Raw genomic sequence first — 25,708 nt, 5'->3', positions numbered from 1 at the left:
GGTGAGCGCGCCGGTCGGCGAAACCGTGGCGGCGAACCACTCCGATCTCGATACCCTGCTGGAACTGCTGGATCTCGAGGAGGTGTCGGAGGATGTTTTCCTCGGACACCATCCGGAGAAGGTCTCCAGCCGGACCTTCGGCGGCCAACTGGTGTCCCAGGCGGTGATCGCGGCGGGACGTACCGCCGGACATCGCCCGATCCACGTTCTCAACGCCCATTTCGTGCGCGGTGGCGACGTGAAGAAGCCGATCGAGTACCACGTGGAGCGGCATCGCGACGGGCGGGCATTCGCCAACCGCACCGTCACCGCGACCCAGGACGGCCAGGAACTGTTCGTCATGCTGGCGTCGTTCCAGGAGTGGGGCAAGGGCCTCGAGCACGCGCACGAGCGGCCCGAGGTGCCCGCCCCCGAGACGCTGCCCCGGATCCAGGAGAGCTTCGCCGGGTTCGAGGACGAACTCGAGATGTTCGTCAACGCCCCGCACCCGATCGATATGCGGTACACCAACGATCCGGCCTGGATCCTCAAGGGAACCGGGGAGAAGCTCAATCACAACCGGGTATGGATGCGCGCCGACGGAACCCTGCCCGACGATCCGCTGATCCATGTCGCCGCGCTGAGCTATTCCTCCGACACCACCGTGCTCGACTCGATCATCACCACGCACGGTCTTTCCTGGGGCCTGGACCGGATCGTCGCCGCCACGGTGAACCATTCCATCTGGTTCCACCGGCCGTTCCGCTTCGACGACTGGGCCCTGTACTCCACCGAATCCCCGGTTGCCGCGGGCTCTCGTGGGCTGGCCACCGGCCGGTTCTACTCGCGCGAGGGTGACCTGCTGGCCACCACCGTGCAGGAGGGTGTGATCCGGCACTTCCCGGCCCGCCGCTGAGCGGTTACCGACTGCCGGATCAGAGCCGCTCCGGCAGCAGCGGCTCCATCTCCCTGTCGAGATCGGTGCGCTGTTCGGCGCTGAGGGTGAACGGAGCGCCCGGTCCCAGTGTGTCCAGGCCCCGCAGCAATCGGTGTTCCAGTGCGGTGAGATAGCTGTCGGTGAGTTCGGCCGGCTCGCCGGCCAGACTCAACGCGATCTCGAACGTCGCGCGGCCCTGCGGTTCGGCTCCCGGGTTCGCGATGCGCCAGCGGCTGTCGAAATCCCGGTGCCGGGAATCGTCCTCGGCGATCGGCAGGGTGAAACGCCACGCACAGATGTCACCGTCGCCCAGATGCTCGGCCAGTTCCGTCCGCACGGTGTCGACGAGATCTTCCAGGATTTCCGGTGTCACGTAAACATGAAGCGAAACATCCGAAATGCGTTTCGGCATGCCTGATTCCTGTCGTGTGTCGAACCTGCAACGGGATCGGATTCTTCGGATCGATGGTCCGGATGGCGAGTGTAGTGCCCTGAACGTGGAAAGTCAGTGTGCACGTCGGAATTCGCGGCCGGCGGGCCGGATCGTGGCCGGTTCACGGTCGCGGTGCACGTGCTGTGCCGGATCGGCCGCCGCTGAGCGCGGACCACCGGGTCGCGGGCGGACCGTGCGCCGGTCAGCACCGTATTCCGGCTCGAGTTCTCCTGCGTACCAGCCGGTGTGCTGGGCGGCGATCAACGGCGACCGGAGGGGCGTGGCCGTACTCGGCCCGACCGTCAGCGGCGGCCGACCCCAATGCCCGTCCCCGGGCGTGGCGGCAGGGGTCAGGGCCACCAGCAGCGGAACCAGGGCATCGGCGATCTTGTCACCGGCCTCGCAGTACGCCTTGGCCGACAACCCCACCGGGTCGGGGATGTTCTCCCGCCCGACCCGGGACATACTCGACGACGTTCCGGTATCCGGGGGGAGAACGCCTGGGAGGTTGCGATCGACGATTTGACTACCGATTTCGGTGGCGCGCGGCATGCTGTTCCGCAGGCTGTGCATCGGTCGCCCGGTGCGTTTCCGGCAGTGCTGCTCGCGGCCGGTCGGCCGCTGACACTGCGGGGCGCCGGGCATTCTTGCGACGGGCAGACCGTCACCGACGCCGAAATGCTGGTGACCTGGTCGCGGAATGGCACCGCGGCCGCGGTGCGGGATCTGGGCGAGGGGCTGGTCGAGGTTCCCGCCGGGACGAGTTGGTACATCGTGGAGCGGTACCTCAACCAACGGGGCAGGTCGTTCCCGGTGCTGACCGATCATCTTCCGGTGAGCGTGGGTGGGACTCTGTCCGTGGGCGGTATCGGGGTCGGGTCGGTGCGGTACGGCATGCAGATCGATCATGTCGAGCGGATCCAGCTGACCGATGGCGTGGGTATCAGCCGCTGGTGCTCGCGGACCGACCACCCGGAGTTGTTCCGCTTCGCTCTCGGTGGGCTCGGCTCCCTCGGGCTGATCGAGCGGGTGGTGCTGCGTACGGTGCCCCACCAGCCCTACATTCATGTGCGCCACCGGCGGCACAGTACCCTCGCCGAACTGATCGCCTACACCGAGCAGATCGCCCAGCGCGACGATATCGACATCTATTGCGGCTCCCTGCGCCGCGGTGTCCTACGCTCGACCACCGGCCGACACAGCGATCCGCGGCGATGCGACGGTGACGCCCCCGGTTTCGCGGTCGAACGGCTGCGGGTGCCCGCCGACCATGCGCGGACCACCGCGCTGCCGGACGACCGCGTGCGTATGTGGTCCGACTATCTCGTCCCTGCGGGACTTCTCGAACCGATGGTCGATGCGCTGCGGCGTCGGGTACGCCTGGACCGTCTATCGGTGATGTTGTACCTGCTGGTGGTTCGCCGTTCGCCCAGCGCGACGCCGTTCGCCTTCGCCCCGGCCGGTCCGGCGCCGGTCTCGATCGGGCTGGGCGTATACGCCTCGGTTCCGCGTGAGTCTGCCGCGATGGCGGCCATCCGGCGAATGTTCGGCGAGCTCATGAGTGCCTGTTACGAACTGGGCGGGCGTCCGTACCTGTACGGCATTCACGACTTCGACGACGCGTCGGCCCAGCGGCTGTACGGGCCGGACCTCGATCGTCTTGCGCAGTTGCGCGTCTCGCACAGCCTGGAGCACGTCAATGCGCATCTCGCGCTGGTCGAGGCCGCACAGCGCGATCCCACCGGACGGGCTGTTACCGCTCGCGAGACCCAGGGAGATTCCGCTCGCGCCGACAGCGCGGCGGGAACGGAATCGGTGTAAGCGGAAATCGGCGGTAGAGGTCGCCGAACGTGGACCGCCGCGGTTCACCCGGTGCGGGTGAACCGGGGCCCGGAAACGGCGGTGTACGGTCGGCCCGAGTGCGCCCGGAGAGACTGTCGAGCGAGGAAGGCAGCTGCTGATGGCCGGTTCTGGTGGTTTCGCCGCGTCGAAGATGACCCGGGAATATGCGCGGGCGGTGGCGCGAACAGCGTACCTGTGGGGTTGGCCGCTGGTGAACATGCGCAACCGGCGCGCGTTCATGGAACAACTGCCCGAGCCCGGCCTGTTGTCCGGGATCGTGCCCGCCGGTCCACCTGGGACGATCGGGATGCTGCGCGATTACATCAGGCCCGAGGAACGGGTTGTGGCGTGCCCGAATCAGGATGTCGTCTACGGGTTCGGTGTCCTGGACGCGCAGCTGGAGCCTTCGGTGGTGCAGGTGCCCGAATTCGGCGACCGGTTCTGGGTGTACCAGGTGGTGGATCAGCGCACCGATTCGTTCGTCCGGCTCGGCCGGATGTACGGCACTGCGCCCGGGTTCTACCTGCTCGCGCCCGAGTCCTGGGAGGGCACGGTACCCGCCGGGATCGCCGATGTGTTCCGCTATGACACTCGCTGCGGTGTGGTGATCCCGCGGGTCTTCCTCGACGACACCGCGCGCGATCGGGCCGCGATCGCGCCGCTGGTGGACCGGATCTGTATGTATCCGCTGTCGGAGTTCGACGGCACCGTGCAGGTCGTCGACTGGTCTGCGGTGCCGTCGTTCGGCGGTGGCGTCGGGACCGGGGATCAGGGTGAAACGCAATGGGTGGATCCGGAGGAATTCTTCACCGTCCTGGGGGAGGTGCTGGACGAGGTGCCGGCGCTGCCCGGCGAGGAGGCGCTGTACGGCTGGTTTCGCTCTATCCTCGCCGCCGCCGAACACGACACCGATATCGCCGATGTGCTGCGGCAGACGGCACTCGATACCGATGGCGTGGTCGGGGAGCTGTTCGAGTTCCGCAATATCGGTATTCCGGTGGCCCGTAACTGGACCACCCAGCGCAGTGGCGCCGCGTTCGAAACCGACTATCTGTCGCGGACTGCGATCGGAAAATCGAATATCTTCGTCAACACTGCGAACGAAACCGCCTACTACTACCAAGATCTCGACGATGAAGGGAAGCGCCTGGATGGTTCCGGGGCCTACACCGTGCACTTCCCGGCCGGACAACTGCCGCCGGTCCGCGGGTTCTGGTCGTTGACGGTCTACAACAAGCGCCACTTCTTCCACTCCAACGAACTGGACCGGTATTCGCTGGGTACCAAGAACCAGGACCTGACGTTCGGCGACGACGGATCGCTGACGCTGACGGTGGGCGGTGCGGGCCCCAGCGATCCGAAGCTGCTCGCCAACTGGCTTCCCGCGCCCCATGCCGAATTCAGCCTCTTCCTGCGCGCCTACTGGCCCGAAGCCGGCATCGTCGACGGCAGCTGGGAGCCCCCGGCGGTCACGCCGCAGGCCTGACCGAGGATTCGTCGGGGTAGGTGTTCCACTACCTATGTAGACTACGGTCGTGCGGAAGACTCACTCACTGGTGCGGGTCGCGCTGGCGCTGCTGGCCGAACCGGATGCCCGGCACTGGGGCTACGACCTGGGTAAACGCTCCGGTATCCGGTCCGGGGTGCTCTATCCGATGCTCACCAGAATGCTGGACGAAGGCTGGGTGACCGACGGCTGGGAAGACCCCACGACCCTGACCGAGCGGCGTCCGCCGCGTCGCTACTACGAGCTCACCGAGCGCGGAAAGCTGGAACTGGCCGGCACGATCCGGTCGGCCCGGGCCGACCGCCGGTTCACGGCCCTGGACCTGGGATGGGCATGATGGCGACCTTGCTGGAGATCGTGGGCTCCTGGCAAAGCCTCACCGTGTTCCTGGTCGCGGTGGCGACGTTCGGATTCTTTCCCGGCTTCCTCCTCCGCATCCTGGTGCGGATCTATCCCGCCGACGACCTCCGGCGCCGGGAACTGCCCGCCGAGCTGTACACGGTGCCGCGACTGGTGCGCCCGTTCTGGGTCGCCGAGCAGCTAGAGACCGTACTGCACGAAGGCACCGGATTGCGCTGTCGCGACCGGCGGACGCGACGGCTCGCGAAACGGCTGACCGTGGACGGGCTCGCTGCCCTGGACGCGGAGGCCCTGCGTGCCATCGAGGAAGCCGACGCCGCCGACGACGATATGGTGTTCGTCGCTCTCGGGTCCACCACGCTGATCGCGCAGCGGGTGGGTGCCGTGCGCCGGGGGGAGCGGCGCGGCCGGGAGCGATCGCGATCCGCGGTCCGGCAGGCCCTGCTGTCCCGGCGGCGGAAGCGCTACATCCGGGACCTGCGGCTCCGGTTGACCGCCCGGGTCGGGTCGCCGATGCCCCGCATGAGCGAACGTCCGGACCATCCGAGTTTGCGGGAGGCGGTGAAGGGGACGGTGGGTGACGGAGAATTTCGCGGCGGCGGAGTGAATGACGCTCGAGGCGCGAGTGGCAACGAACCCGGTGTGGATTGTATGAGAGGAAGACGGCCGAATCCGGAAATGCCGTCCGACCTCGGTGCCGAGTGTGGGACTCGAACCCACACGTCCTTTCGGACAACGGTTTTTGAGACCGTCGCGTCTGCCAGTTCCGCCAACTCGGCGCACCGGGTGCATATATTAGCCGCTGGTCGGGAGAACACCGAATCGCGGGGCTCGCGGTGGCCGCACAACCGTGTTACGCAGGGTATATGCATTGCCGATCAGCGTGAAAGGTAGTCTCTACACCACCCGATCGCGTGACGGCGGATCGATGGCCGTGCCTCGGCTGAGATCCGCTGTTCGTGCTCTCGGGACGAGGCATCGGAACCAGAGGGGTCGTTTGATGAGCACTAGTGCGGACGCCGCGGCGAAACGCGTAGTCGTCGCCGAGGACGAGGCGTTGATCCGGATGGATCTGGTCGAGATGCTGACCGAAGAGGGATACCAGGTGGTGGGGGAGGCCGGCGACGGTCAGCAGGCGGTGGACCTCGCGGTGGAGCACCGGCCCGATCTGGTGATCATGGATGTGAAGATGCCCCGGCGCGACGGGATCGATGCCGCGGCCGAGATCGCTTCCAAACGTGTGGCGCCCGTGGTCATCCTGACCGCGTTCAGCCAGCGCGACCTGGTGGAGCGCGCACGCGACGCCGGTGCCATGGCCTATCTCGTGAAACCGTTCACCAAATCGGATCTGGTTCCGGCGATCGAACTGGCGGCCAGCCGGTTCCACGAGATCACCGCGCTGGAGAGCGAGGTCGCGGGTCTTTCCGAGCGGCTGGAGACGCGCAAACTGGTCGAACGAGCCAAGGGTGTACTCATGCAGACCCAGGGGCTCAGTGAACCGCAGGCCTTCAAATGGATTCAGCGCACGGCGATGGATCGGCGCACGACGATGAAGGCGGTGGCCGAGGTCGTGCTGGAGAATCTCACCCCGCAGTAGTTCCCGCGACATAATGTGCGGGGACATCATCGGAGATGATCCGAAGGTGACGCGGGATCGACCTGCCGGAGTTATCGGCGGTTGCGCGCCGGCGGACTCACGGGCCCGTGGCGCTGGGTGTATCTCACGGTCACCGGGCCGGCCAGGTGTACGCCGTCCTGCTATTGAGCAGCGTGCTCATGTTCTACTCGGCGGTGCGCAGAGCCTCGGCGACCTCGAATATCGGGGTGGCCTCGGTGGTGTCGGCGGCGATCGGCCCGGTACGGCGAAGCATCGGGGACGTCGCCCGTACGCAGTGGAGCGGGTGTCGGTGCGGGTCCCTAGACTCTCGGAGTGTGACCTCACCGACCACTGCGCAGCCGACGACCGCCTCCGCCGCTACCGATGCTCCCGGTGCCTCGGGGGAACGGCCCACGCTGCTGCTACTGGACGGGCATTCGCTGGCCTACCGGGCCTTCTACGCACTTCCCGCGGAGAATTTCCAGACGGTCACCGGGCAGACCACCAATGCGGTGTACGGGTTCACCGCCATGCTCATCAACCTGTTGCGCGACGAGAAACCGACTCATGTGGCGGCGGCGTTCGACGTCTCCCGGCAGACCTTCCGGGTCGAGGCCTACCCGGAGTACAAGGCGAACCGGTCCGCTACCCCCGACGAATTCCGCGGGCAGGTCGAGCTCACCAAGGAGGTCCTGGGCGCCCTCGGTATCCCGGTGATGGCGATCGAGGGCTACGAGGCCGACGACATCATCGCCACGATCACCACCCAAGCCGTCCCGCAGGGCTACCGGGTGCTCGTGGTCACCGGGGACCGTGATTCGATCCAGCTGGTCAACGACGACGTGACGGTGCTGTATCCCCGCAAGGGCGTTTCCGAGCTCACCCGGTTCACTCCCGAAGAAGTCGAGAAGAAGTACGGCCTCACCCCTGTGCAATACCCGGATTACGCCGCGCTGCGCGGCGACCCGAGTGACAACCTCCCGGGTATCCCGGGTGTGGGGGAGAAGACCGCCGCCAAATGGATTCGTGAGTACGGGGATCTGAACACCCTCGTCGACAAGGTCGACGAGGTCCGCGGCAAGGTCGGTGACGCGTTGCGCGCCAATCTGAGCAGTGTGGTCCTCAACCGGCAGCTCACCGAGATGGTTCGCGACGTCCCCCTGCCGTATACCCCCGATCAGCTCGCTCAGGGGGCCTGGAACCGGGAGCGGATCCACCAGCTGTTCGACGATCTGGAATTCCGGGTCCTGCGCGACCGCCTCTTCGAGACCTTGGCCCCGCCGACCGTGGAAGCCGAATCGGGTTTCGAGATCAGCGGGCAGGCGCTGGAGCCGGGCAGCGTGGCGGACTGGCTCGACGAGCACGCGAAATCCGGTGCCCGGCACGGGCTCTCGCTGTCCGGTACCGGGACACCCGCAGCCGGTGACGTCCGTGCGCTCGCCATCGCGGCCGCCGACGGTGAATCCGGCTATATCGATATCACCGGCCTCACCGCCGAGGACGAATCGGCGCTCGGTGCCTGGCTCACCGACCCGGCGTACCGTAAAGCCCTGCACGAGGCCAAGAGCGCCCTGCACGCGCTGCGCGGTCGCGGCTGGACGCTGGGCGGTCTGAGCAGCGATACCGCGCTGGCCGCCTATCTGGTCCGGCCCGGGCAGCGCAGTTTCAACCTCGACGATCTGTCGCTGCGGTACCTGCACCGGGAACTGCGCACCGAAACCGAGGCGGCGCCGCAGCTGTCACTGCTGGACGCCGAGGACGCGGTCGACGCCGAACTCGCGCAGAACGAGATGTTGCGTGCCCGCGCGGTCGCCGATCTGGCCGGCGCGCTGGACGAGGAGCTCGCGAAGATCGAGTCCACCCCGCTGCTCGACGAGATGGAACTGCCGCTGCTCGGGGTGCTCGCCCAACTCGAGGACGCCGGTATCGCCGTCGATACCGATCAGCTCGGCGCACTGCAACGGCAGTTCGCGGACAAGGTCGCCGAGGCCGCGAACGCCGCCTACGACGTGATCGGCAAGCAGATCAATCTCGGATCCCCGAAACAGCTGCAGGTGGTGCTGTTCGACGAACTCGATATGCCCAAGACCAAACGCACCAAGACCGGTTACACCACCGACGCGGATGCCTTGGAATCTCTCTACGAGAAGACCGAACATCCCTTCCTGCAACATCTGCTCGCGCACCGGGACGCCACCCGCCTCAAGGTCACCGTGGACGGACTGCTGAAATCCGTCGCCGACGACGGCCGGATCCACACCACCTTCAACCAGACCATCGCGGCCACCGGCCGGTTGTCCTCCACCGAACCCAATCTGCAGAACATTCCGATCCGGACCGATACCGGCCGGATGATCCGCGATACGTTCGTGGTCGGCCCGGGCTACGAATCGCTGATGACCGCCGACTACAGCCAGATCGAAATGCGGATCATGGCGCACCTTTCCGGTGACGAAGGCCTGATCGAGGCTTTCAACTCCGGCGAGGACCTGCACAGTTTCGTCGCCTCCAAGGCGTTCGACATCCCGATCTCCGAGGTCTCCCCGGAAGTGCGCCGCCGTATCAAGGCCATGTCCTACGGTCTCGCCTACGGCCTGAGCTCCTACGGGCTCTCCGCCCAGCTGAAGATCAGTACCCAGGAGGCGAAGGAGCAGATGGACATCTACTTCGCCCGGTTCGGCGGTATCCGCGACTACCTGCACGCCGTCGTGGAGCAGGCCCGCAAGGTCGGTTATACCCAGACCCTCTTCGGCCGCCGCCGTTATCTGCCCGACCTCGACCACAGCAACCGGCAGCGACGTGAAGCCGCCGAGCGGATGGCGCTCAATGCCCCCATTCAGGGCACTGCCGCCGATATCATCAAAGTCGCGATGATCAATGTGCAGACCGCGCTCGCGGAATCGGGGCTGAGTTCGCGGATGTTGTTGCAGATCCACGACGAACTCGTGTTCGAGGTCGCGCCGGGCGAGCGCGAACAATTGCAGGAGCTGGCCCGGGAGCAGATGGCCTCGGCCATCGAACTCTCGGTGCCACTGAGTGTTTCGGTCGGTGTCGGGCGAAGCTGGGACGCCGCCGCGCACTGACGGATCGCAGGCGCCGAGGACGCCGGCCACGCCGTGATTTCGGCGGAATGCCGGTTTCCTGTAGTGGCGGGTTGACGAAGTCCCGCGAGAGAAAAGCGGGTGCGTCCGACGGCGCGTGGCCGGCACCCGGAGATCGCAGGGTGTTTATGATGCTCGGCAAGTACTGGCGCCGACTGTGTCGGTGATTATCCGGGTGCGGTACGAAACCGTTTCCGGCTGCCTCGGGCGAAATTCCGGGCTCGTATCCATGGCCCGAATTCGCGGCGGTCGACGGTGTGTGAGTTCGTGTGTGAATTTCCGATACGTCCGAGACTGACTGGAGCACGATGAACCGCAAGAATTCCTACCCGCTGGCCGCGATCGCCACGGTGATATTGGCCGTCGCCGGCGCTGTGACCGTCGACGGCTCCGCGCGGGCGGAGCCGGGCGAAATCGGTTCCGGCGGACTGCACATGGTCGCATCCGCGAATTCCAACAATGTCGTTCCGTCGCCCGAGACGGCCCTGGGGGTGCCGTTCGCGCACTCGGTCAAAGTATCCGGCGATTTCTCGGTCGCCCTCGACGGCGAATCGCAGCTGCGGGGCGGCGAGATCGTGGCGGGTTATTTGATCGGCTGCGCGATCGATCTCTCCAACGGAATCTCGATCGGGATCGCGCCCAGCGTCGGGGCCAGTGCCGCGATCGCCCCCTCTGTCGGTGTGGATTTCGGTGTCGATCTCGGCCTGGCCATAGACGCGCCTCCCACTGTCGGCATCGGTGCCGGGGTCGGATTCGCGATCCAACCTTCGGTCGGCGTCGAGAGTGGTCTGGCCGCCGAACTCGCGGTCGGTCTGGCCCCGGGGACGGTGACCGCGGCGGTGATCGGTGCGGCCGAACTCGACGAGGAGTCGACGTTCCCCTACACCTTCGCGCACAGCAATACGCCGTTGAATGTCAGCGGTTGTCTGTCACCGGCATCGGCCATGCCGTTCGTCACCGTTCGCGCCGATTCCCGAGGTGGCAGCGTGCAGACCACAGGCTACGGGGCTCCGTTCGGGTTCTGATCCGCCGCGCTTCCGTGACCGCTGGAAACCTGCGGTATGCCTCCGCTCCGAGAGCGGGCCGGGTCTGCTCCGTCACTCCGGCCGGAGCCGAATTTCGGGTTGCGTGCCGGTGACCAGGTAGAACAGTATTCGACGGTAGGAGAAACGGCGTGCGAATATGGTTGCCATCTTCCCATTGAGTCTTTATTCTCGACCCCGTGCAAATTCCTGCCGACGGCCTGTGCGCCGCGCCGATGTTCGCAGATCGCGACGGTGCGGTGCTTCTCTCGCGTACCGCGGAGTCGGCTCGTCGGCTACTTGCCGTAGTAGTAACCCGCCGTAGCGGGGTCTGATCAGGACCGGCCCCCTCGCTGCGGGCCCCTTTTTCTGCTTTTGCTGGTCCCCCAATTCTGCCGACCATCTCTGGGAAGACCTACGTACTCATGACCACACTGACTCTGGAAAACGACGCCCTGACCACGGCCGCTCCGCGTAGCCTGCGCACCGAATGCGCGGAACTGACGGCCGCGCAATTCCGCGACCGCTACGGCGAATGTCCCGGTCCGATCCGGCTCGCGGGCTGGTCGTCCACCGGTGCGCGGGGTGGCGCCTTCACCGCGACCCTCGAATTCACGGGCTGGTCCCGATCGGTCGTGGCGGCGGGCAGCCCGATCGCCGCCATGACCTCGGCACTCTACGATGCCGGCCATCCCGTCGAGATCCTGCGGTTCCACCAGCGCCGGACTCCGGCGGGCACCGCGACCTTCGTGCAGTGTGAAAGTGACGGCCGTCACGGATGGGGCGCTGCCCTCGCCTCCGACGGTGCGGAATCCTCGGTGCGGGCGATGATCGCCAGCGTGAACCGCCTCGGGGCGCTGCGCTAGCGGTTCACCGACGACCGCACGGAAACAACGACAACGGCGGGCTCCACACCATCCCCGGAAAGTGTGGAGCCCGCCGTCGTTCGCCGATTCTATTCGGCTACTTCGCCATTGGCCGCCTGCTGCTCGGCGAGTTGCTTACGAACCTCGTCCATATCCAGGTCTTTCACCTGGGAGACCAGATCCTCGAGCGCCGCCGGCGGGAGCGCCCCGGGCTGGGCGAAGACGAGGACACCTTCGCGGAAGGCCATGATGGTCGGGATGGACTGGATATTGGCGGCCGCGGCCAGGCCCTGTTCGGCCTCGGTGTCGACCTTGCCGTGCACGACATCGGGGTGCTTGTCCGAGGACGCCTCGTAGGTCGGGGCGAAACTGCGGCACGGTCCGCACCAGGAAGCCCAGAAATCGACGAGTACTACGTCATTACCGGTGACTATGTCATCGAAGTTCTGCTGGGTCAGTGTCTGGGTGGCCATGACGTCCTCTCGTGGTCGGTTTCAGGCTGTAACGCCGGCCCCGGCCGCGGTGTTCCACGGCGGTGTCGTACGCCACCGGCACTCACCCTACGTGGCGAGGTCCGGCACCGCGCCGGCTCCGTTTCAGCCGTGTTCGGCGACCTGCCACGCCCGGCGCTGGTCGCCGTCCCAGCGCCGGATCCCCACCACGGTCGCGGTGGTGTCCCGGTCCGCCGCGATCGCCGCCACCGCGTCGCCGATGCGTTGCTGCAGGATCCGGCGGGCCAGCGTGATATGCGGCGTCCATTGATCGGGACGCAGATTCGCCGGTATATCGGGGCACGGCTCCACCACCTGATGGATACGTCGATGCCAGGCCAGCAGTTGTTCGGAAGGGACCACGGCCCGCACCAGGATCGGCCGCCGTGCGCCGAACACCAGCACGCCGCCGAGACGTACCGGGAACGGCCGGAACGACAACCGGTCGAGATCCTGTTCGATACGCGGCCAGATCTGCCGCGCTACCGCAACGGTGATGTGTGGCCGATGGCTTTCGGTATCCCCGTCGCGTCTGCCGTGCCCGAGCCCGGGCAGTCCCGCTTCGGCGAGCAGTTCCCACTGTCGCCGGATTCGCTGCTCCGCTGCCTCGTCGAGCAGTAACTCCACCGACTGCACCATGACTGCAGACGGTAGCGGGTCGTCCGCCGGAGCATCGTGGGTTGTGCGGGACCGGACGCCGCGCCCGAGATCGATCTCGGGTTACTCCGGATGTTCCGCGCGCCGCTCTCGCCTACTGTGCCTGACAACGTCGACGATCGGTCGAGGGCCGACGATTATTCGCGAGCGGCAGGTGGTGGCGTGTGGTTGATCGTGCGGGGATCCGGGTACGGCGGATGCTGTGCGGCCTGGCGGGTGTGCTGCTGGTGGCCGGGTGCGTGACCAATATCGAGGACACCGGCCCGGTGCCGTCGAAGGTGCCGGTGCGGCCGGTGGCCGCGTTGGCGGCACGGCTGCCGCCGGATATCGCCGCCGCCGGTGAGGTGGTGGTCGGGGTGAATGTGCCGTATCAGCCGAACGAGTACCGCGACCGGCACGGTGCGATCGTCGGTTTCGATGTCGACCTGATGGACGCGGTCACCGCGGTGCTCGGTATCCGGGCCCGCTACGCCGAATCGGCGTTCGAGAAGATCATCCCCGCTGTCCAGGCCGGTACCTACGACGTGGGCATGTCCTCGATCACCGACTCGGCGGAACGGGAGGAACAGGTCGATTTCGTCACCTATTTCAGCGCCGGGGTGCAGTGGGCGCAGCGTGCCGGTCACCCTATCGACCCCGAGGACGCCTGCGGTAGACGTGTCGCAGTTCAGGCGACGACGGTAGAGCATATCGACGAGGTCCCGGCGAAGAGTGAGGCCTGCGTCGCGGCGGGGAAGGACCCGATCATCATCGACGCCTTCGACGAACAGAGTGCGGTGACCAACGCACTGGTACTCGGCCAGGTCGACGCCATGTCCGCGGATTCTCCGGTCACCGCTTACGCGATAAAACAGACCGCCGGCAAGATCGAACCGGCCGGCCCGGTGTTCGATTCCGCGCCGTACGGATGGGCCGTCGCGAAGGGGGCACCGCTGGCGCCGGTGCTGCGCGACGCGGTGCAGTACCTGATGGACAACGGGCAATACCGGCAGATCTCCGAGAACTGGGGTGTCCAGGAAGGCGCACTGCGCACCTCCGTGATCAACGGCGCCAGGGAGTCCGCACGATGACCGCCGATCCGAACACGACCGCCGGTATGGCAGCCGAACCCGAACCGATAGTCGCGGTGCCGTTGCGCCGGCCCGGCCGCTGGGTTTCCGCGGCGGTGATCCTGGCGCTCGCCGGGCTCTTCGTCTACGGCGCGGCCACCAATCCCGCCTACCGGTGGGATGTGTACTGGAAGTATCTGCGCGACACCCGGATCGCGGAGGGTGCGGTGGTCACCCTCGAACTGACCGTGCTCGCGATGTTCATCGCGGTCGCACTGGGAACCCTGCTGGCGGTGATGCGGTTGTCGCCGAACCCGGTGCTGCGGTCGAGTGCCTGGGTCTACCTGTGGGTCTTCCGGGGGACTCCGGTGTACATACAGCTGGTCTTCTGGGGGTTGGTGCCGTCGCTGTACCAGAACGTGGCGTTCGGCGTACCCTTCGGCCCGCGTCTGCTCGAGATCGATGTGCAGAGCCTGCAGGCCGGATTCGCGTTCGCCGTGATCGGGCTGGGGCTCAACGAGGCCGCGTATATGGCCGAGATCGTCCGGGCCGGTATCAACTCGGTCGGTGAAGGGCAGCGTGAGGCCTCGATCGCGCTCGGTATGTCCTGGTCGCAGACGATGCGCCGTACAGTTCTCCCTCAGGCTATGCGAGTCATCATTCCGCCGACCGGTAACGAACTCATCAGCATGCTCAAGACCACCGCGCTGGTCACCGCGATACCGCTGAGTACGGATCTGTTCGGTCGGGCCCGCGATATCTACGGGGTCAACTTCCTGCCGATCCCGCTGTTGCTGGTCACCGCGACCTGGTATCTGGCGATAACCAGCGTGCTGATGGTCGGCCAGTACTACCTGGAGAAATACTATTCGCGCGGTATCTCCCGGCAGCTGACCGCGAAACAACTGCAGGAACTGGCCGACGCGCGCGGGGAGGCACCGGCGAAATGACCACCACGAGTTCGGAACCCATGATCCGCGCCGAACGGGTCTGCAAGAGTTTCGGGGCCCTGCGGGTACTCAACGGTATCTCCCTCGATGTGCGGCACGGGCAGGTGCTGTGCCTCATCGGGCCCTCCGGTTCGGGTAAGTCCACTTTCCTGCGATGTATCAACCACCTGGAGCAGGTCGACGCGGGCCGGTTGTATGTGGACGGCGAACTCGTCGGCTACCGCGAGAAGGGCGGAAAGCTCTACGAACTGCATCCACGCGACGCCGCCCGGCAGCGGCGTGAGATAGGCATGGTGTTCCAGCATTTCAACCTTTTTCCGCATCGCACCGCGCTCGCCAACATCATCGAAGCGCCGACCCAGGTGAAGAAGATACGCAGATCCGATGCGGTGTCCCGGGCGAAGGAATTGCTCGACCGGGTCGGGCTGGCGGACAAGGCCAACGCCTATCCGGCCCAGCTGTCCGGTGGCCAGCAGCAGCGGGTGGCGATCGCGCGGGCGCTGGCGATGGATCCGAAGCTGATGTTGTTCGACGAGCCGACCTCTGCGCTGGACCCGGAACTGGTCGGTGAAGTGCTCACCGTGATGCGCGAACTCGCCGCGTCCGGGATGACGATGATCGTGGTCACTCACGAGATGGGTTTCGCACGTGAGGTGGCCGACCAGTTGGTGTTCATGGACGGGGGAGTGGTGGTCGAGGCCGGGGCACCCGGCGACCTGCTGACCCGCCCGGAGCACGCGCGCACCAAGACATTCCTGTCGCGACTGCTGTAGCCGCTTTCTCGCCAGAACCACAACGTTCTGCGCCGGGACGACGTCACAGGCGGTGAACGCGGGCGGTGACCTGCTCGGTGAACTCGCTCGTCGACGCCTGGCCGCCGAGATCGGCTGTCGCGATTCCGGCGGCGAAGGTCGCTGCGACCGCGTGCTCGATCCGTATCGCCGCCCGAGTGAGTACCGTCCGGTCGTGCCGGGCCGCCAGCCAGCGCAGGAGCATGGCCGCGGACCGGTGCAGGGCAACCGGATTCGCCCGGTTGCGACCGGCCAGATCGGGCGCCGCGCCGTGCACCGCCTGTGCCATCGCCCGGTCGGCGGAGCAGTTCAGGGAGGCGGCGGTACCCAGTGACCCGCCGAGTTGAGCGGCGAGGTCGGAGAGGATATCGCCGAACAGATTCTCGGTGACCAGCACATCGAAATCACCGGGGGCACGGACCAGGTGGGCGGCTGCCGCGTCGACGTGTTCGTCGTCCACGGTCACCCCGGGGTACTCCGATGCCACGGCGTAGCAGCTATCGCGGAACAGCCCCATGGTCAGCGGTAGGACGTTCGCCTTGTGCACGATGGTCACCCGCCCGCGTCGCCCGGCGGCCAGCCGGAACGCTTCGTGCGCGATCCGCTCGGAGGCCGCGCGGGTGACCAGACCGACCGACAGCGCGATATCGGGAGTGGGGCAGAACTCGCCGGATCCGACGGCCATATTCCGGTCGGCGTAGAAGCCTTCGCTGTTCTCGCGGACCACTACCAGATCGATATCCGGCGCGGCGGCGGCGATTCCGGGGAATGCCTCGACCGGCCGGATATTGGCGTACAGCCCGAAGTGGCGCCGGATCGCGCCGCCGGGTGCGATCCGGTGCTCCGGCGGATAGGAGGCGTTGTCGTGCGGGCCCAGGAGCCAGCCGTCGGTCCCGAGCAGGCCGGTGAGTGTGGATTCCGGTAGGGCGGTGCCGAATTCCTCGATCGCCCGGCGTCCCATCGGCAGCGTGACCCAGTCGATCGCGGGTGCGCCGGCGGCGGTCAGCGCCTCGTCCATCACGCGGCGGGCCGAAACCACCACTTCCGGTCCGATCCCGTCGCCTTCGATCAGCCCGAGCCGTAGCCGCTCACCCTGTGCCTTCTGGTCCATTCGCACATGGTCGCAGGGTGTGTCGGGGGCCGGTCGAGGGCCCACGCGGGCTGCCGACGCCGGTCGTGCGCTATCGGTACCGAGGCAGGATGCTATCTTAGTGATATCACTTTGATAGAGGGAGGATGTCATGACATTCCGGAACGCCACGCGGGTCAACGGGTTCGTCGTACTACTGATCTGGCTGGTGCTCACGATCGCCGTGGCGGCCGTGGCGGTAGCGGGATTCGCGCAACATCGAAACCCCCTGGCGCTGGCCGGGGCGATCGTCGCGTGCGTGGTGGGGGCCATCCTCCTGCTCGGTATCACCGGCCTGGTGGTGGTGAACCCGAACGAGGCCAAGGTCGTGCAGTTCTTCGGCCGCTATATCGGCTCGGTCAGCGAACCCGGATTCTTCTCGGTACTGCCCCTGACCGACCGGCGCAGCATCTCGTTGCGGGTCCGCAACTTCGAAACCCAGAAGCTGAAGGTCAACGACGCCGACGGTAATCCCGTGGAAATCGCGGCGGTGGTCGTCTACAAGGTGGTCGACAGTTTCAAGGCCGCCTTCGCCGTGGACGACTACGAGGAATACGTGGAAACCCAGTCCGAGGCGGCTGTCCGGCATCTGGCCACCACTCACCCCTACGACGCGCACGACGCCGACCGCACCAGCCTGCGTGACGGCGCCGAGGTGGCAGAAGAACTCACGGTGGAACTGCGCGACCGCACCGAAACCGCGGGCATCGAGGTGATCGAGGCCCGGATCACCCATCTCGCGTACGCACCCGAGATCGCCCAGGCGATGCTGGTCCGCCAGCAGGCGGCGCAGGTGGTGGCCGCTCGGGCCCAGATCGTCGAGGGAGCGGTGGGTATGGTCGGGCTGGCACTCGATCGCCTCGCCGCCGAGGGCATGGTGGAACTCGACGAGGAACGCAAAGCCGCCATGGTCTCGAATCTTCTGGTGGTGCTGTGCGGTGACCGGCCGACGCAGCCCGTGGTCAATGCGGGATCGCTGTACAACTGATGGCCGAACGTAAGAAGGTCCTGCTCCGGCTCGACCCCGCGGTGTACGACGCGGTCGCGAAATGGGCGGCCGACGATCTGCGCAGCGTCAACGCGCAGATCGAGTTCGCCCTCCGGCGTGCGCTGGATCAGGCCGGACGTTCCCCGCGACAGCCGCGCGGCGACGAGTCCTGATCGGACCGGGCTCCCGGCTCACGGATACACCGTGAGTCGGGAGATGCTCGTCCGGGCCATCGCCGAGCACGTCCGCTCTCGCCGGGCCGATTCACCTCGTCGCGGTCGCTTCCGGGCCTCGCGGTTTATGGGTGACGAAGATGGCCGTACCCGGAAACAATTGCCCCCGTAGCGGACTCCATTGGCCCCATTCCCGGTCCAGCCATTCGGGCCAATCCGGTTCGACGATATCGTCGAGCACCAATCCGGCTCCCACTATTTCCCGGACCCGGTCACCGATCGTCCGGTGGTGCTCCACATAGGTGCAGCGGCCCTCACTGTCGATCTCGGTGTACGGGGTGCGATCGAAATAGGGGATCACCGCTTCGAGGCCGTCCGGTCCGGGATCGTCGCGGAATATCCAGCGCATCGGATGGTTCACCGCGAACACCCAGCGACCGCCCGGCCGCAGCACCCGGGAGACCTCTCGCATCGCCAGAGCGGAGTCCGCGACGAACGGGATCGCCCCGAAGGCCGAACAGGCGAGATCGAAGGATTCGTCCGCGAACGGCAGTGCCTCGGCGCCGGCTTGGACCAGCGGTACCCGCGGTCCGCCCTGGTCCATGGCGGCGAGCCCCCGCGCCAGCATTCCCATCGAGATGTCCAGACCGATCGGTCGCGCGCCCTGCCCGGCCAGCCAGCGGGCGCACGGGGCCGACCCGCAGCCGATCTCCAGGATCCTTTTGCCGGCGAGTTCGCCGAGGAAGCCCATATCCCCTTCGTGCAGTCCCTCCGGGCACCAGACGAACTCGCCGCCGGTGCTGTCGGTACCCAGGAATTCCCCGTGCGTATCGTGGTACTGGCCGGCGTCGGCATCCCACCAGCGCCGGTTCGCGCGTTCGCTCTCGGCCGAGCCGACCCGCAGGCGCGCCGCACCCGCGGTGCCCAGTAGTTCGGTGGCCAGGGCGTGGCGATCTTGAACGAGGTCGTCGGACACGTCGCGAAGCCTATAGATCCGCTCCGGGGGGTCGTTTGCCCGCCCGGTTCCGGGTCGCGTACGCTGAACGCGCAAGTGATCACACCTGGAGCAGCTGGGTGTATCGCAGCGTACCGAAAGTCTCAATGTCCGCAACCGATCACAATCCGTCCGGAGCAAACCGCCACATGCCCACCACCGTCACCTCGCCGCAGGTAGCCGTTAACGACATCGGCTCCGCCGAGGATTTCCTCGCCGCCATCGACGCTACGATCAAGTACTTCAACGACGGCGATATCGTCGAAGGAACCATCGTCAAAGTCGACCGCGACGAGGTCCTGCTCGACATCGGTTACAAGACCGAAGGCGTCATTCCGTCTCGCGAGCTCTCCATCAAGCACGATGTCGACCCGAACGAGGTCGTTTCCGTGGGCGATGAGGTGGAAGCTCTGGTCCTCACCAAGGAGGACAAAGAGGGGCGCTTGATCCTGTCCAAGAAGCGGGCTCAGTACGAGCGCGCCTGGGGCACGATCGAGGAGCTCAAGGAGAAGGACGAGGCCGTCCGCGGCACCGTGATCGAGGTCGTGAAGGGTGGTCTGATCCTCGACATCGGGCTGCGCGGCTTCCTGCCCGCCTCGTTGGTCGAGATGCGCCGCGTCCGCGATCTGCAGCCGTACGTCGGCAAGGAGATCGAGGCCAAGATCATCGAGCTCGACAAGAACCGCAACAACGTGGTTCTGTCGCGCCGGGCCTGGCTGGAGCAGACGCAGTCCGAGGTGCGCAGCGAGTTCCTGAACCAGCTGCAGAAGGGCCAGGTCCGCAAGGGTGTGGTCTCCTCCATCGTCAACTTCGGCGCGTTCGTCGATCTCGGCGGTGTCGACGGTCTGGTGCACGTCTCCGAACTGTCCTGGAAGCACATCGATCACCCGTCCGAGGTGGTCGAGGTGGGCAACGAGGTCACCGTCGAGGTGCTCGAGGTCGACCGGGACCGCGAGCGTGTCTCGCTGTCGCTGAAGGCCACCCAGGAAGATCCCTGGCGCCAGTTCGCCCGCACTCACGCCATCGGCCAGATCGTGCCGGGTAAGGTCACCAAGCTGGTGCCGTTCGGCGCGTTCGTCCGCGTCGAAGAGGGCATCGAGGGCCTCGTGCACATCTCCGAGCTGGCCGAGCGTCACGTCGAGGTGCCGGACCAGGTCGTGGTCGTCGGCGACGACGCGATGGTCAAGGTCATCGATATCGACCTGGAGCGTCGTCGGATCTCGCTGAGCCTCAAGCAGGCCAACGAGGACTACAACGCCGAGTTCGATCCGTCGAAGTACGGTATGGCCGACAGCTACGACGAGCAGGGCAACTACATCTTCCCCGAGGGCTTCGATCCCGAGACCAACGAATGGCTCGACGGCTTCGACAAGCAGCGCGAAGAGTGGGAAGGCCGCTACGCCGAGGCGGAGCGCCGGCACAAGATGCACACCGCGCAGATGGAGAAGATGGCGGCCGACGCCGCCGCCGAGGCCGTCAACGGCAGCGGTTCGTCGAACTACTCTTCCGAGAGCGGCGGCGCGCAGTCGACCTCCAGCCAGCCGGAATCGGCCGGCGGTGGGTCGCTGGCCAGCGATGCGCAGCTCGCGGCCCTGCGGGAGAAGCTGTCCGGTAACGCCTGAGGCGAATATCGGTAGCCGATAGTCGAACGAAAAGACCCCGGTCTCTCAGGACCGGGGTCTTTCGTGTCGGTGCCCGATGGTGAACCGGCTCAGTACCCGACCGTGAACCGGCGCTGGATGTATTGCGGAAGGTGCGCCTCGTCCAGTAATGCCATCGCGAGATTCTCCGCGGAGATATCGCGCCCGCCGGTATCGAGCAGTTGATCGCCGCCGATCCGGAAACGGCCGGTGCGTTCACCGGGGTCGACGCGGCCCGAGCATGGGCTGAGATACGTCCAGAGACGATCCGATGTGCGGTAGACGTTCAGCGCGTCGCGCAGCGCGGCGACGACGCGGTAGTGCTCGCGTGGTACTCCGAGGCCGGTGATCAGGTTGTCCGCGAAGCCGGGCTCGTCCACGAGTTGTCGGCCGAGCGCGACCTCCAGACTGCCCGCGCCGCCGACCACGAGAACTCGGGTTGCCGGATGTCGCGCCAGGGCTGTCACCATCGCGTGCGCACCCGATACGAAATCATGGGGTCCGGTCGCGCTGGAGGTGTACGGCCATCTGGGGCCGCAATCGGCGGATCCGGCGAAACTGTGCCGCGCGGAGATGCTCGATCTCGTCCGTGAACTGGGGTTGTAACCGTCGGCGGCGAACGGTATTCGAGTGCGGCGGTATCCGCGGTCGGATTCGGAGCGCGGATATCCGACGTTATCACCCGAAGACAACAGTGGCCCGGTCCGAAGACCGGGCCACCGTTGTCCGTCGAGAACTAGCCTGCCGGGACCGGGACCCAGCGCGGCCAGACGATCGACGGACGCGGGCGATGAGCAGCCAGACTGTGCCGAGGCGCGATGGTGAAAACACGGAACCAGGGGCGGTGGTTCTTCGACAGACAGGCCGCTACGGCCGGAATGGCGAGACAGTGCACCCGGCCCGGCGCCCCCAGCCGGTGCCGGCCTGTGCGGTAGTACCTGATGCGCATGCTCGTTCCTTTGCTGTCCGTGACAGAAGCTGTGAATCGGGCCGTGCACTCAGGCCGAACACTAGCCCAATACCTGGCGTAATCAGGACATTTGTGTCGTTCCGCCGTGGCTGGGCGTGTCGAGAGGGTATAGAGCGGCAACCTCGCGGCCGATCCGGTACTCGCGGATGCGAGACTGATCGAATGCTACGAATCGGGCTCACCGGCGGTATGGGAGCGGGTAAATCGACGGTCGCGCGGGCGCTCGTGCAACGCGGCGCGGTGCTCATCGATTCCGATGTCATCGCTCGCGAAGTGGTCGCTCCCGGAACGCCGGGACTCACCGCCCTGACCGAGGCATTCGGCACGGAAATTCTGGATGCCGACGGGAGTCTCGATCGCCCGGCTCTGGCGGCCAAGGCATTTCGCGACGACAAATCCCGAACCACGCTGAACTCGATCACTCATCCGCTGGTCGGGCAGCGCACGGCCGAACTCTTCGCCACCGCCGCACCGGACGCCATCGTGGTGCAGGATGTTCCGCTGCTGGTGGAGAACCATATGGCGCCCTTCATGAACCTGGTGCTGATCGTGGATGTCGCTGCGGAGACACGGATCCGGCGCCTGATCGAGTTCCGCGGCGTACCGGAGGCCGACGCGCGGGCTCGGATCGCCGCCCAGGCGACCGATGAACAGCGCTACGCGGCCGCGGATGTGCTGCTGGACAACAACGGTCCCGCCGGTGCGGTCGAAGCGGCGGTCCACCGGCTCTGGGATGAACGCCTGGTGCCCTTCGAGGCCAATCTGCGTTCCGGCGATGCGGTACGCCCGGCGCCCCGGATCGTGGAACCGGATCCACAGTGGGCGGCGCAGGCGCAGCGGCTGATCGCGCGGCTACGGGTGGCCGCGGGTGCGGTGGCCGTGCGGATCGACCACATCGGCTCGACCTCGGTACCCGGTCTGCCCGCGAAGGACGTGCTCGACCTGCAGATCACGGTCGCCGATCTCGCCGCCGCCGATACCATCCGCGACGCGTTGGCGAATGCCGGTTTCCCGGCGATACCGGAGTACATCCACGACAATCCGAAGCCGACCCCCGGGGACGAATCGGCAACAGATCTGCGCCGCTGGGAGAAACGTCTGCACGGCAGCGCGGACCCGGGCCGTCCGGCCTATGTTCACCTGCGTGCCGAGGGGAGTCCCGGGCAGCAGTTCGCGCTCGCGTTTCGTGACTGGCTGCGCGCCGATGCCGACGCACGCGCGGAGTACACGGAAGTGAAGCGCAAGGCTGCGGCCGCGGCTGCCGGGCTGCGGGCCCACGAGGCGACCGCGGCCTATCTGGCGGTGAAGGAATTCTGGTTCGATTCGGTGTACGAGCGGGTGTCGGACCGGCGCGGTATCTACCCGGAATAGCAGCACCTGTGCGCCGATCTTCCCCGCTCACAGCCAGGTGAGCGGCATATCGAGGGAAGCCGTCCAGGCCTGGAAGTCGTGACCGTGGGCAGCGATACCGTCGATCGCCCGGGTGGCGGTGGCCACTGCCTTCTCGGCGGTGGCCGCGTCGAGCAGGCCGGCGGTGTGCGCGGCCAGCAGTTCGTCGATATCCAGTAGCTCGGTTTCCCGGCCCGTCCGGACGACCAGGTCCAGATAATGGTCGATCGAACGCCATTTCTTCGGCTCGACCTCGCCGAATTCGCCGATATCGACGTAGTAGTCCTGATCGCGCATATGTGCGGGATGGAAATGGAAAACCGACGCGCGCAGATTCACCGTCGGCAGCAGCCACGATTCCAGATAATGGAATTGCGGATGGTCGGCGGTGCGAGCCATGTACAACCCCCAGGGTTCGAGGTGGTAGCGCTCCACCTCGCGGATGAAACCCTTCGGGTCGGTATTGGTCAGTTCCGTGATATCGAAGTACTCCACCTTGGGCCGGTGGACGTCCACGCTGGATACCTGTGTCACAGGTGCCGAATCTACCCACTCGGGCGGTGGGCGGCGGCTCCCGCCCGGCGGGCGCCGGGCGACGACGGGATTCTGTCGGTGACCGGGCCTAGTCTGGGGGCATGGCATTCGCAACCGAACTCCGTGCGGCCGGCGTCACCGGGACCGAGGCCGACGGGGAGACTCCGCTGGCCAAATCGGAGTTCCGCCCGGTCGGCGAGATCGAGCGCACCGGTGGCCGGTTCGAGGTGGTCAGCCCGCATCAGCCGGCCGGTGACCAGCCCGCCGCGATCGAGGAACTCGAACGCCGGATCAACGCGGGAGAACCCGATGTGGTGTTGCTGGGCGCCACCGGTACCGGTAAATCGGCGACCACGGCCTGGCTCATCGAACGCTTGCAGCGGCCGACGCTGGTGATGGCCCCGAACAAGACGCTGGCGGCGCAATTGGCCAACGAACTACGCGAGATGTTCCCGCACAACGCGGTGGAGTATTTCGTCTCCTATTACGACTACTACCAGCCCGAGGCCTATATCGCGCAGACCGATACCTATATCGAGAAGGACAGCTCGATCAACGACGATGTGGAGCGGCTGCGCCATTCGGCGACCTCGGCACTGCTGTCGCGCCGGGATGTGGTCGTCGTCGCATCGGTGTCGTGTATCTACGGTCTCGGTACGCCGCAGTCCTATCTGGATCGCTCTGTACTGCTCGAGGTGGGGTCGGAGGTCGACCGCGACGCATTTCTGCGGATGCTGGTGGATGTCCAGTACACGCGCAACGACATGGCGTTCACACGGGGTTCGTTCCGGGTACGCGGCGATACCGTCGAGATCATCCCCTCTTACGAGGAACTGGCGGTACGCATCGAATTCTTCGGCGACGAGATCGAGGAACTCTACTATCTGCATCCGCTCACCGGAGATGTCGTGCGCAAGGTCGATACGGTCCGTATCTTCCCGGCCACGCACTATGTGGCGGGTCCGGATCGGATGGAACGGGCGGTCGTCGATATCGAGGCCGAGCTCGAGGAACGCCTCGCCGAACTCGAGCGCAAAGGCAAATTGCTCGAGGCCCAGCGGTTGCGGATGCGCACCCAGTACGACCTCGAGATGATCCGGCAGGTCGGCTTCTGCTCCGGTATCGAGAACTATTCGCGTCATATCGACGGACGGCCGGCCGGTTCGGCCCCCGCCACCCTGTTGGATTACTTCCCGGACGATTTCCTGCTGGTGATCGACGAGTCCCATGTGACGGTGCCGCAGATCGGCGGTATGTACGAGGGGGATATGTCGCGTAAGCGCAATCTGGTGGAATTCGGCTTCCGGCTGCCGTCGGCCGTGGACAACCGGCCGCTCACGTGGGAGGAATTCGCCGAACGGATCGGCCAGGCGGTCTACTTGTCCGCCACCCCGGGCAATTATGAGCTCGGTCGTGTCAACGGCGAGGTGGTGGAGCAGGTCATCCGCCCGACCGGTCTGGTCGATCCGAAGGTCGAGGTGAAACCCACCAAGGGACAGATCGACGATCTGGTGCACGAAATCCGGTTGCGCACCGAGCGCGACGAGCGGGTGCTGGTCACCACGCTCACCAAGAAGATGTCCGAGGATCTGACCGACTATCTGCTCGGGCTCGGCGTGCGGGTGCGCTATCTGCACTCCGAGATCGATACCCTCCGCCGCGTCGAACTGCTGCGGCAGCTGCGCCTCGGGGAATACGACGTGCTGGTCGGTATCAATCTGCTGCGCGAGGGCCTGGACCTGCCGGAGGTATCGCTGGTCGCGATTCTGGACGCGGACAAGGAAGGGTTCCTGCGCAGTTCGAAGAGCCTGATCCAAACCATCGGCCGCGCCGCACGCAATGTGTCCGGTGAGGTGCACATGTACGCGGACAAGATCACCGATTCGATGCGGAACGCGATCGACGAGACCGAACGCCGCCGTGCCAAACAACTCGCCTACAACGCGGAGATGGGGATCGATCCGCAGCCGCTGCGCAAGAAGATCGCCGATATCCTCGATCAGGTCTATTCCGAGGTCGGCGACGAGGTCGAGGTCGGCGGTTCCGGCCGCAACGCCAGCCGTGGGCGCCGGGCCCAGGGAGAACCGGGCCGGGCGGTGAGTGCGGGGATCGTCGAGGGGCGCGATATCAAGTCCATGCCGCGTGCGGAGCTGGCCGATCTGGTCGCCGAACTCACCGATCAGATGATGAACGCGGCCCGCGACCTGCAGTTCGAGCTCGCGGGCCGGCTGCGTGACGAGATCGCCGATCTGAAGAAGGAGCTGCGCGGTATGGACGCGGCCGGACTGCAGTGACCGGATCCATACCGC

General features: G+C 66.3%; 26 protein-coding genes and 1 tRNA gene. 16 read left to right on the top strand and 11 right to left on the bottom strand.

The window, feature by feature from the left end:
• Position 1: 1 nt before the first annotated feature.
• Positions 2 to 895: an acyl-CoA thioesterase gene (locus tag OG405_RS17160; protein ID WP_327147494.1), complete on the top strand. Its 894-nt coding sequence runs from the start codon at positions 2 to 4 to the stop codon at positions 893 to 895.
• Positions 896 to 914: 19 nt separating this feature from the next.
• On the opposite strand, the gene OG405_RS17155 is transcribed toward OG405_RS17160, so the two are convergent.
• A complete protein-coding gene (locus tag OG405_RS17155) occupies positions 915 to 1,289 on the bottom strand; it encodes a hypothetical protein (RefSeq protein WP_327147493.1) in 375 nt (124 codons plus the stop codon).
• A gap of 132 nt (positions 1,290 to 1,421) precedes the next feature.
• Positions 1,422 to 1,814 (bottom strand): hypothetical protein, encoded by a 393-nt coding sequence (locus OG405_RS17150; protein WP_327147492.1) that lies wholly within the window; start codon positions 1,812 to 1,814, stop codon positions 1,422 to 1,424.
• 57 nt (positions 1,815 to 1,871) lie between these two features.
• Between OG405_RS17150 and OG405_RS17145 the strand changes: the two genes are divergently transcribed.
• The 3 genes from OG405_RS17145 (at position 1,872) to OG405_RS17135 (ending at position 5,035) form a co-directional block, all read left to right on the top strand.
• Positions 1,872 to 3,170, top strand: a complete 1,299-nt coding sequence (locus tag OG405_RS17145; protein WP_327147491.1) for an FAD-binding oxidoreductase — start codon at positions 1,872 to 1,874, stop codon at positions 3,168 to 3,170.
• Between the two features lie 139 nt (positions 3,171 to 3,309).
• Complete coding sequence (locus OG405_RS17140) at positions 3,310 to 4,677, top strand: DUF1214 domain-containing protein (protein ID WP_327147490.1); 1,368 nt, start codon at positions 3,310 to 3,312, stop codon at positions 4,675 to 4,677.
• Between the two features lie 49 nt (positions 4,678 to 4,726).
• A complete protein-coding gene (locus OG405_RS17135; RefSeq protein ID WP_327147489.1) occupies positions 4,727 to 5,035 on the top strand; it encodes a PadR family transcriptional regulator in 309 nt (102 codons plus the stop codon).
• A gap of 203 nt (positions 5,036 to 5,238) precedes the next feature.
• On the opposite strand, the gene OG405_RS17130 is transcribed toward OG405_RS17135, so the two are convergent.
• Both OG405_RS17130 and OG405_RS17125 read right to left on the bottom strand, forming a co-directional pair.
• A complete protein-coding gene (locus OG405_RS17130) occupies positions 5,239 to 5,601 on the bottom strand; it encodes a hypothetical protein (protein ID WP_327147488.1) in 363 nt (120 codons plus the stop codon).
• Between the two features lie 152 nt (positions 5,602 to 5,753).
• Positions 5,754 to 5,837: transfer RNA gene (locus tag OG405_RS17125), tRNA-Leu, on the bottom strand.
• Between the two features lie 221 nt (positions 5,838 to 6,058).
• On the opposite strand from OG405_RS17125, the gene OG405_RS17120 reads away from it, so the two are divergent.
• From OG405_RS17120 to OG405_RS17105, 4 genes are all read left to right on the top strand, one after another.
• The gene (locus OG405_RS17120; protein WP_030523743.1) at positions 6,059 to 6,655 is read left to right on the top strand and encodes an ANTAR domain-containing response regulator; all 597 of its coding nucleotides are present in this window, start codon (positions 6,059 to 6,061) and stop codon (positions 6,653 to 6,655) included.
• Positions 6,656 to 6,990: 335 nt separating this feature from the next.
• Positions 6,991 to 9,738, top strand: a complete 2,748-nt coding sequence (polA, locus tag OG405_RS17115; protein ID WP_327147487.1) for a DNA polymerase I — start codon at positions 6,991 to 6,993, stop codon at positions 9,736 to 9,738.
• 326 nt (positions 9,739 to 10,064) lie between these two features.
• Positions 10,065 to 10,781, top strand: a complete 717-nt coding sequence (locus OG405_RS17110) for an MspA family porin (protein WP_327147486.1) — start codon at positions 10,065 to 10,067, stop codon at positions 10,779 to 10,781.
• A gap of 422 nt (positions 10,782 to 11,203) precedes the next feature.
• A complete protein-coding gene (locus OG405_RS17105; protein WP_327147485.1) occupies positions 11,204 to 11,644 on the top strand; it encodes an alpha-isopropylmalate synthase regulatory domain-containing protein in 441 nt (146 codons plus the stop codon).
• A gap of 89 nt (positions 11,645 to 11,733) precedes the next feature.
• Here OG405_RS17105 and trxA read toward each other — a convergent pair whose 3' ends face one another.
• Together trxA and OG405_RS17095 are read right to left on the bottom strand one after the other, a co-directional pair.
• Positions 11,734 to 12,117, bottom strand: coding sequence for a thioredoxin (gene trxA, locus OG405_RS17100; RefSeq protein WP_327147484.1), 384 nt, complete (start codon positions 12,115 to 12,117; stop codon positions 11,734 to 11,736).
• A 123-nt stretch (positions 12,118 to 12,240) separates the two neighbouring features.
• The gene (locus OG405_RS17095; protein WP_327147483.1) at positions 12,241 to 12,774 is read right to left on the bottom strand and encodes a 2'-5' RNA ligase family protein; all 534 of its coding nucleotides are present in this window, start codon (positions 12,772 to 12,774) and stop codon (positions 12,241 to 12,243) included.
• Between the two features lie 215 nt (positions 12,775 to 12,989).
• Here OG405_RS17095 and OG405_RS17090 point away from each other — a divergent pair, with 215 nt between their 5' ends.
• Genes OG405_RS17090 through OG405_RS17080 form a run of 3 tightly spaced genes read left to right on the top strand, consistent with a single transcriptional unit; the run spans position 12,990 to position 15,564 of the window.
• Entirely contained in the window at positions 12,990 to 13,862 is an 873-nt protein-coding gene (locus tag OG405_RS17090) for an ABC transporter substrate-binding protein (protein WP_327152367.1), read from the top strand.
• Positions 13,859 to 14,791 carry an amino acid ABC transporter permease gene (locus OG405_RS17085; protein ID WP_327147482.1) on the top strand — a complete coding sequence of 311 codons (933 nt, stop codon included), beginning with the start codon at positions 13,859 to 13,861 and terminating at the stop codon, positions 14,789 to 14,791. Before OG405_RS17090 ends, OG405_RS17085 begins: the two co-directional genes overlap by 4 nt.
• 20 nt (positions 14,792 to 14,811) lie before the next feature.
• The gene (locus OG405_RS17080; RefSeq protein WP_442790758.1) at positions 14,812 to 15,564 is read left to right on the top strand and encodes an amino acid ABC transporter ATP-binding protein; all 753 of its coding nucleotides are present in this window, start codon (positions 14,812 to 14,814) and stop codon (positions 15,562 to 15,564) included.
• Positions 15,565 to 15,607: 43 nt separating this feature from the next.
• Here OG405_RS17080 and OG405_RS17075 read toward each other — a convergent pair whose 3' ends face one another.
• Positions 15,608 to 16,693 carry an isocitrate/isopropylmalate dehydrogenase family protein gene (locus tag OG405_RS17075; protein ID WP_327147480.1) on the bottom strand — a complete coding sequence of 362 codons (1,086 nt, stop codon included), beginning with the start codon at positions 16,691 to 16,693 and terminating at the stop codon, positions 15,608 to 15,610.
• Between the two features lie 130 nt (positions 16,694 to 16,823).
• Here OG405_RS17075 and OG405_RS17070 point away from each other — a divergent pair, with 130 nt between their 5' ends.
• A complete protein-coding gene (locus tag OG405_RS17070) occupies positions 16,824 to 17,699 on the top strand; it encodes an SPFH domain-containing protein (RefSeq protein WP_327147479.1) in 876 nt (291 codons plus the stop codon).
• On the top strand, positions 17,699 to 17,872 hold the full coding sequence (locus OG405_RS17065; RefSeq protein ID WP_327147478.1) for a hypothetical protein: 174 nt from the start codon (positions 17,699 to 17,701) through the stop codon (positions 17,870 to 17,872). Before OG405_RS17070 ends, OG405_RS17065 begins: the two co-directional genes overlap by 1 nt.
• Before the next feature lie 91 nt (positions 17,873 to 17,963).
• On the opposite strand, the gene OG405_RS17060 is transcribed toward OG405_RS17065, so the two are convergent.
• Entirely contained in the window at positions 17,964 to 18,848 is an 885-nt protein-coding gene (locus OG405_RS17060) for a class I SAM-dependent methyltransferase (protein WP_327147477.1), read from the bottom strand.
• Between the two features lie 167 nt (positions 18,849 to 19,015).
• On the opposite strand from OG405_RS17060, the gene rpsA reads away from it, so the two are divergent.
• On the top strand, positions 19,016 to 20,488 hold the full coding sequence (rpsA, locus tag OG405_RS17055; RefSeq protein ID WP_327147476.1) for a 30S ribosomal protein S1: 1,473 nt from the start codon (positions 19,016 to 19,018) through the stop codon (positions 20,486 to 20,488).
• An 89-nt stretch (positions 20,489 to 20,577) separates the two neighbouring features.
• Here rpsA and OG405_RS17050 read toward each other — a convergent pair whose 3' ends face one another.
• Complete coding sequence (locus OG405_RS17050) at positions 20,578 to 20,976, bottom strand: NAD(P)-dependent oxidoreductase (protein WP_327147475.1); 399 nt, start codon at positions 20,974 to 20,976, stop codon at positions 20,578 to 20,580.
• Between the two features lie 266 nt (positions 20,977 to 21,242).
• Complete coding sequence (locus tag OG405_RS17045; protein ID WP_327147474.1) at positions 21,243 to 21,455, bottom strand: hypothetical protein; 213 nt, start codon at positions 21,453 to 21,455, stop codon at positions 21,243 to 21,245.
• A gap of 183 nt (positions 21,456 to 21,638) precedes the next feature.
• Between OG405_RS17045 and coaE the strand changes: the two genes are divergently transcribed.
• Positions 21,639 to 22,847, top strand: a complete 1,209-nt coding sequence (gene coaE / locus OG405_RS17040; RefSeq protein WP_327147473.1) for a dephospho-CoA kinase — start codon at positions 21,639 to 21,641, stop codon at positions 22,845 to 22,847.
• 27 nt (positions 22,848 to 22,874) lie between these two features.
• On the opposite strand, the gene OG405_RS17035 is transcribed toward coaE, so the two are convergent.
• The gene (locus OG405_RS17035) at positions 22,875 to 23,399 is read right to left on the bottom strand and encodes a DUF402 domain-containing protein (protein WP_327147472.1); all 525 of its coding nucleotides are present in this window, start codon (positions 23,397 to 23,399) and stop codon (positions 22,875 to 22,877) included.
• Positions 23,400 to 23,500: 101 nt separating this feature from the next.
• On the opposite strand from OG405_RS17035, the gene uvrB reads away from it, so the two are divergent.
• On the top strand, positions 23,501 to 25,693 hold the full coding sequence (uvrB, locus tag OG405_RS17030; protein ID WP_327147471.1) for an excinuclease ABC subunit UvrB: 2,193 nt from the start codon (positions 23,501 to 23,503) through the stop codon (positions 25,691 to 25,693).
• The last annotated feature ends 15 nt before the right edge of the window (positions 25,694 to 25,708 follow it).

This window comes from Nocardia sp. NBC_01329 (assembly GCF_035956715.1).
Lineage (GTDB): Bacteria > Actinomycetota > Actinomycetes > Mycobacteriales > Mycobacteriaceae > Nocardia.
Note: the sequence above shows the minus strand (reverse complement) of the source record. Positions and strands in the feature narration are given on the sequence as shown.

What these genes read in the sequence shown, in the direction of transcription:
- OG405_RS17150 (WP_327147492.1), bottom strand. Translation starts at nt 1,814, where the DNA reads ATGTCCCGGGTCGGGCGGGAGAACATCCCCGACCCGGTGGGGTTGTCG.
- OG405_RS17140 (WP_327147490.1), top strand. Translation starts at nt 3,310, where the DNA reads ATGGCCGGTTCTGGTGGTTTCGCCGCGTCGAAGATGACCCGGGAATAT.
- OG405_RS17130 (WP_327147488.1), bottom strand. Translation starts at nt 5,601, where the DNA reads ATGGTCCGGACGTTCGCTCATGCGGGGCATCGGCGACCCGACCCGGGC.
- OG405_RS17120 (WP_030523743.1), top strand. Translation starts at nt 6,059, where the DNA reads ATGAGCACTAGTGCGGACGCCGCGGCGAAACGCGTAGTCGTCGCCGAG.
- OG405_RS17110 (WP_327147486.1), top strand. Translation starts at nt 10,065, where the DNA reads ATGAACCGCAAGAATTCCTACCCGCTGGCCGCGATCGCCACGGTGATA.
- OG405_RS17105 (WP_327147485.1), top strand. Translation starts at nt 11,204, where the DNA reads ATGACCACACTGACTCTGGAAAACGACGCCCTGACCACGGCCGCTCCG.
- trxA (WP_327147484.1), bottom strand. Translation starts at nt 12,117, where the DNA reads ATGGCCACCCAGACACTGACCCAGCAGAACTTCGATGACATAGTCACC.
- OG405_RS17095 (WP_327147483.1), bottom strand. Translation starts at nt 12,774, where the DNA reads ATGGTGCAGTCGGTGGAGTTACTGCTCGACGAGGCAGCGGAGCAGCGA.
- OG405_RS17090 (WP_327152367.1), top strand. Translation starts at nt 12,990, where the DNA reads ATGCTGTGCGGCCTGGCGGGTGTGCTGCTGGTGGCCGGGTGCGTGACC.
- OG405_RS17085 (WP_327147482.1), top strand. Translation starts at nt 13,859, where the DNA reads ATGACCGCCGATCCGAACACGACCGCCGGTATGGCAGCCGAACCCGAA.
- OG405_RS17080 (WP_442790758.1), top strand. Translation starts at nt 14,812, where the DNA reads ATGATCCGCGCCGAACGGGTCTGCAAGAGTTTCGGGGCCCTGCGGGTA.
- OG405_RS17075 (WP_327147480.1), bottom strand. Translation starts at nt 16,693, where the DNA reads ATGGACCAGAAGGCACAGGGTGAGCGGCTACGGCTCGGGCTGATCGAA.
- OG405_RS17070 (WP_327147479.1), top strand. Translation starts at nt 16,824, where the DNA reads ATGACATTCCGGAACGCCACGCGGGTCAACGGGTTCGTCGTACTACTG.
- OG405_RS17065 (WP_327147478.1), top strand. Translation starts at nt 17,699, where the DNA reads ATGGCCGAACGTAAGAAGGTCCTGCTCCGGCTCGACCCCGCGGTGTAC.
- rpsA (WP_327147476.1), top strand. Translation starts at nt 19,016, where the DNA reads ATGCCCACCACCGTCACCTCGCCGCAGGTAGCCGTTAACGACATCGGC.
- OG405_RS17050 (WP_327147475.1), bottom strand. Translation starts at nt 20,976, where the DNA reads ATGGTGACAGCCCTGGCGCGACATCCGGCAACCCGAGTTCTCGTGGTC.
- OG405_RS17045 (WP_327147474.1), bottom strand. Translation starts at nt 21,455, where the DNA reads ATGCGCATCAGGTACTACCGCACAGGCCGGCACCGGCTGGGGGCGCCG.
- coaE (WP_327147473.1), top strand. Translation starts at nt 21,639, where the DNA reads ATGCTACGAATCGGGCTCACCGGCGGTATGGGAGCGGGTAAATCGACG.
- uvrB (WP_327147471.1), top strand. Translation starts at nt 23,501, where the DNA reads ATGGCATTCGCAACCGAACTCCGTGCGGCCGGCGTCACCGGGACCGAG.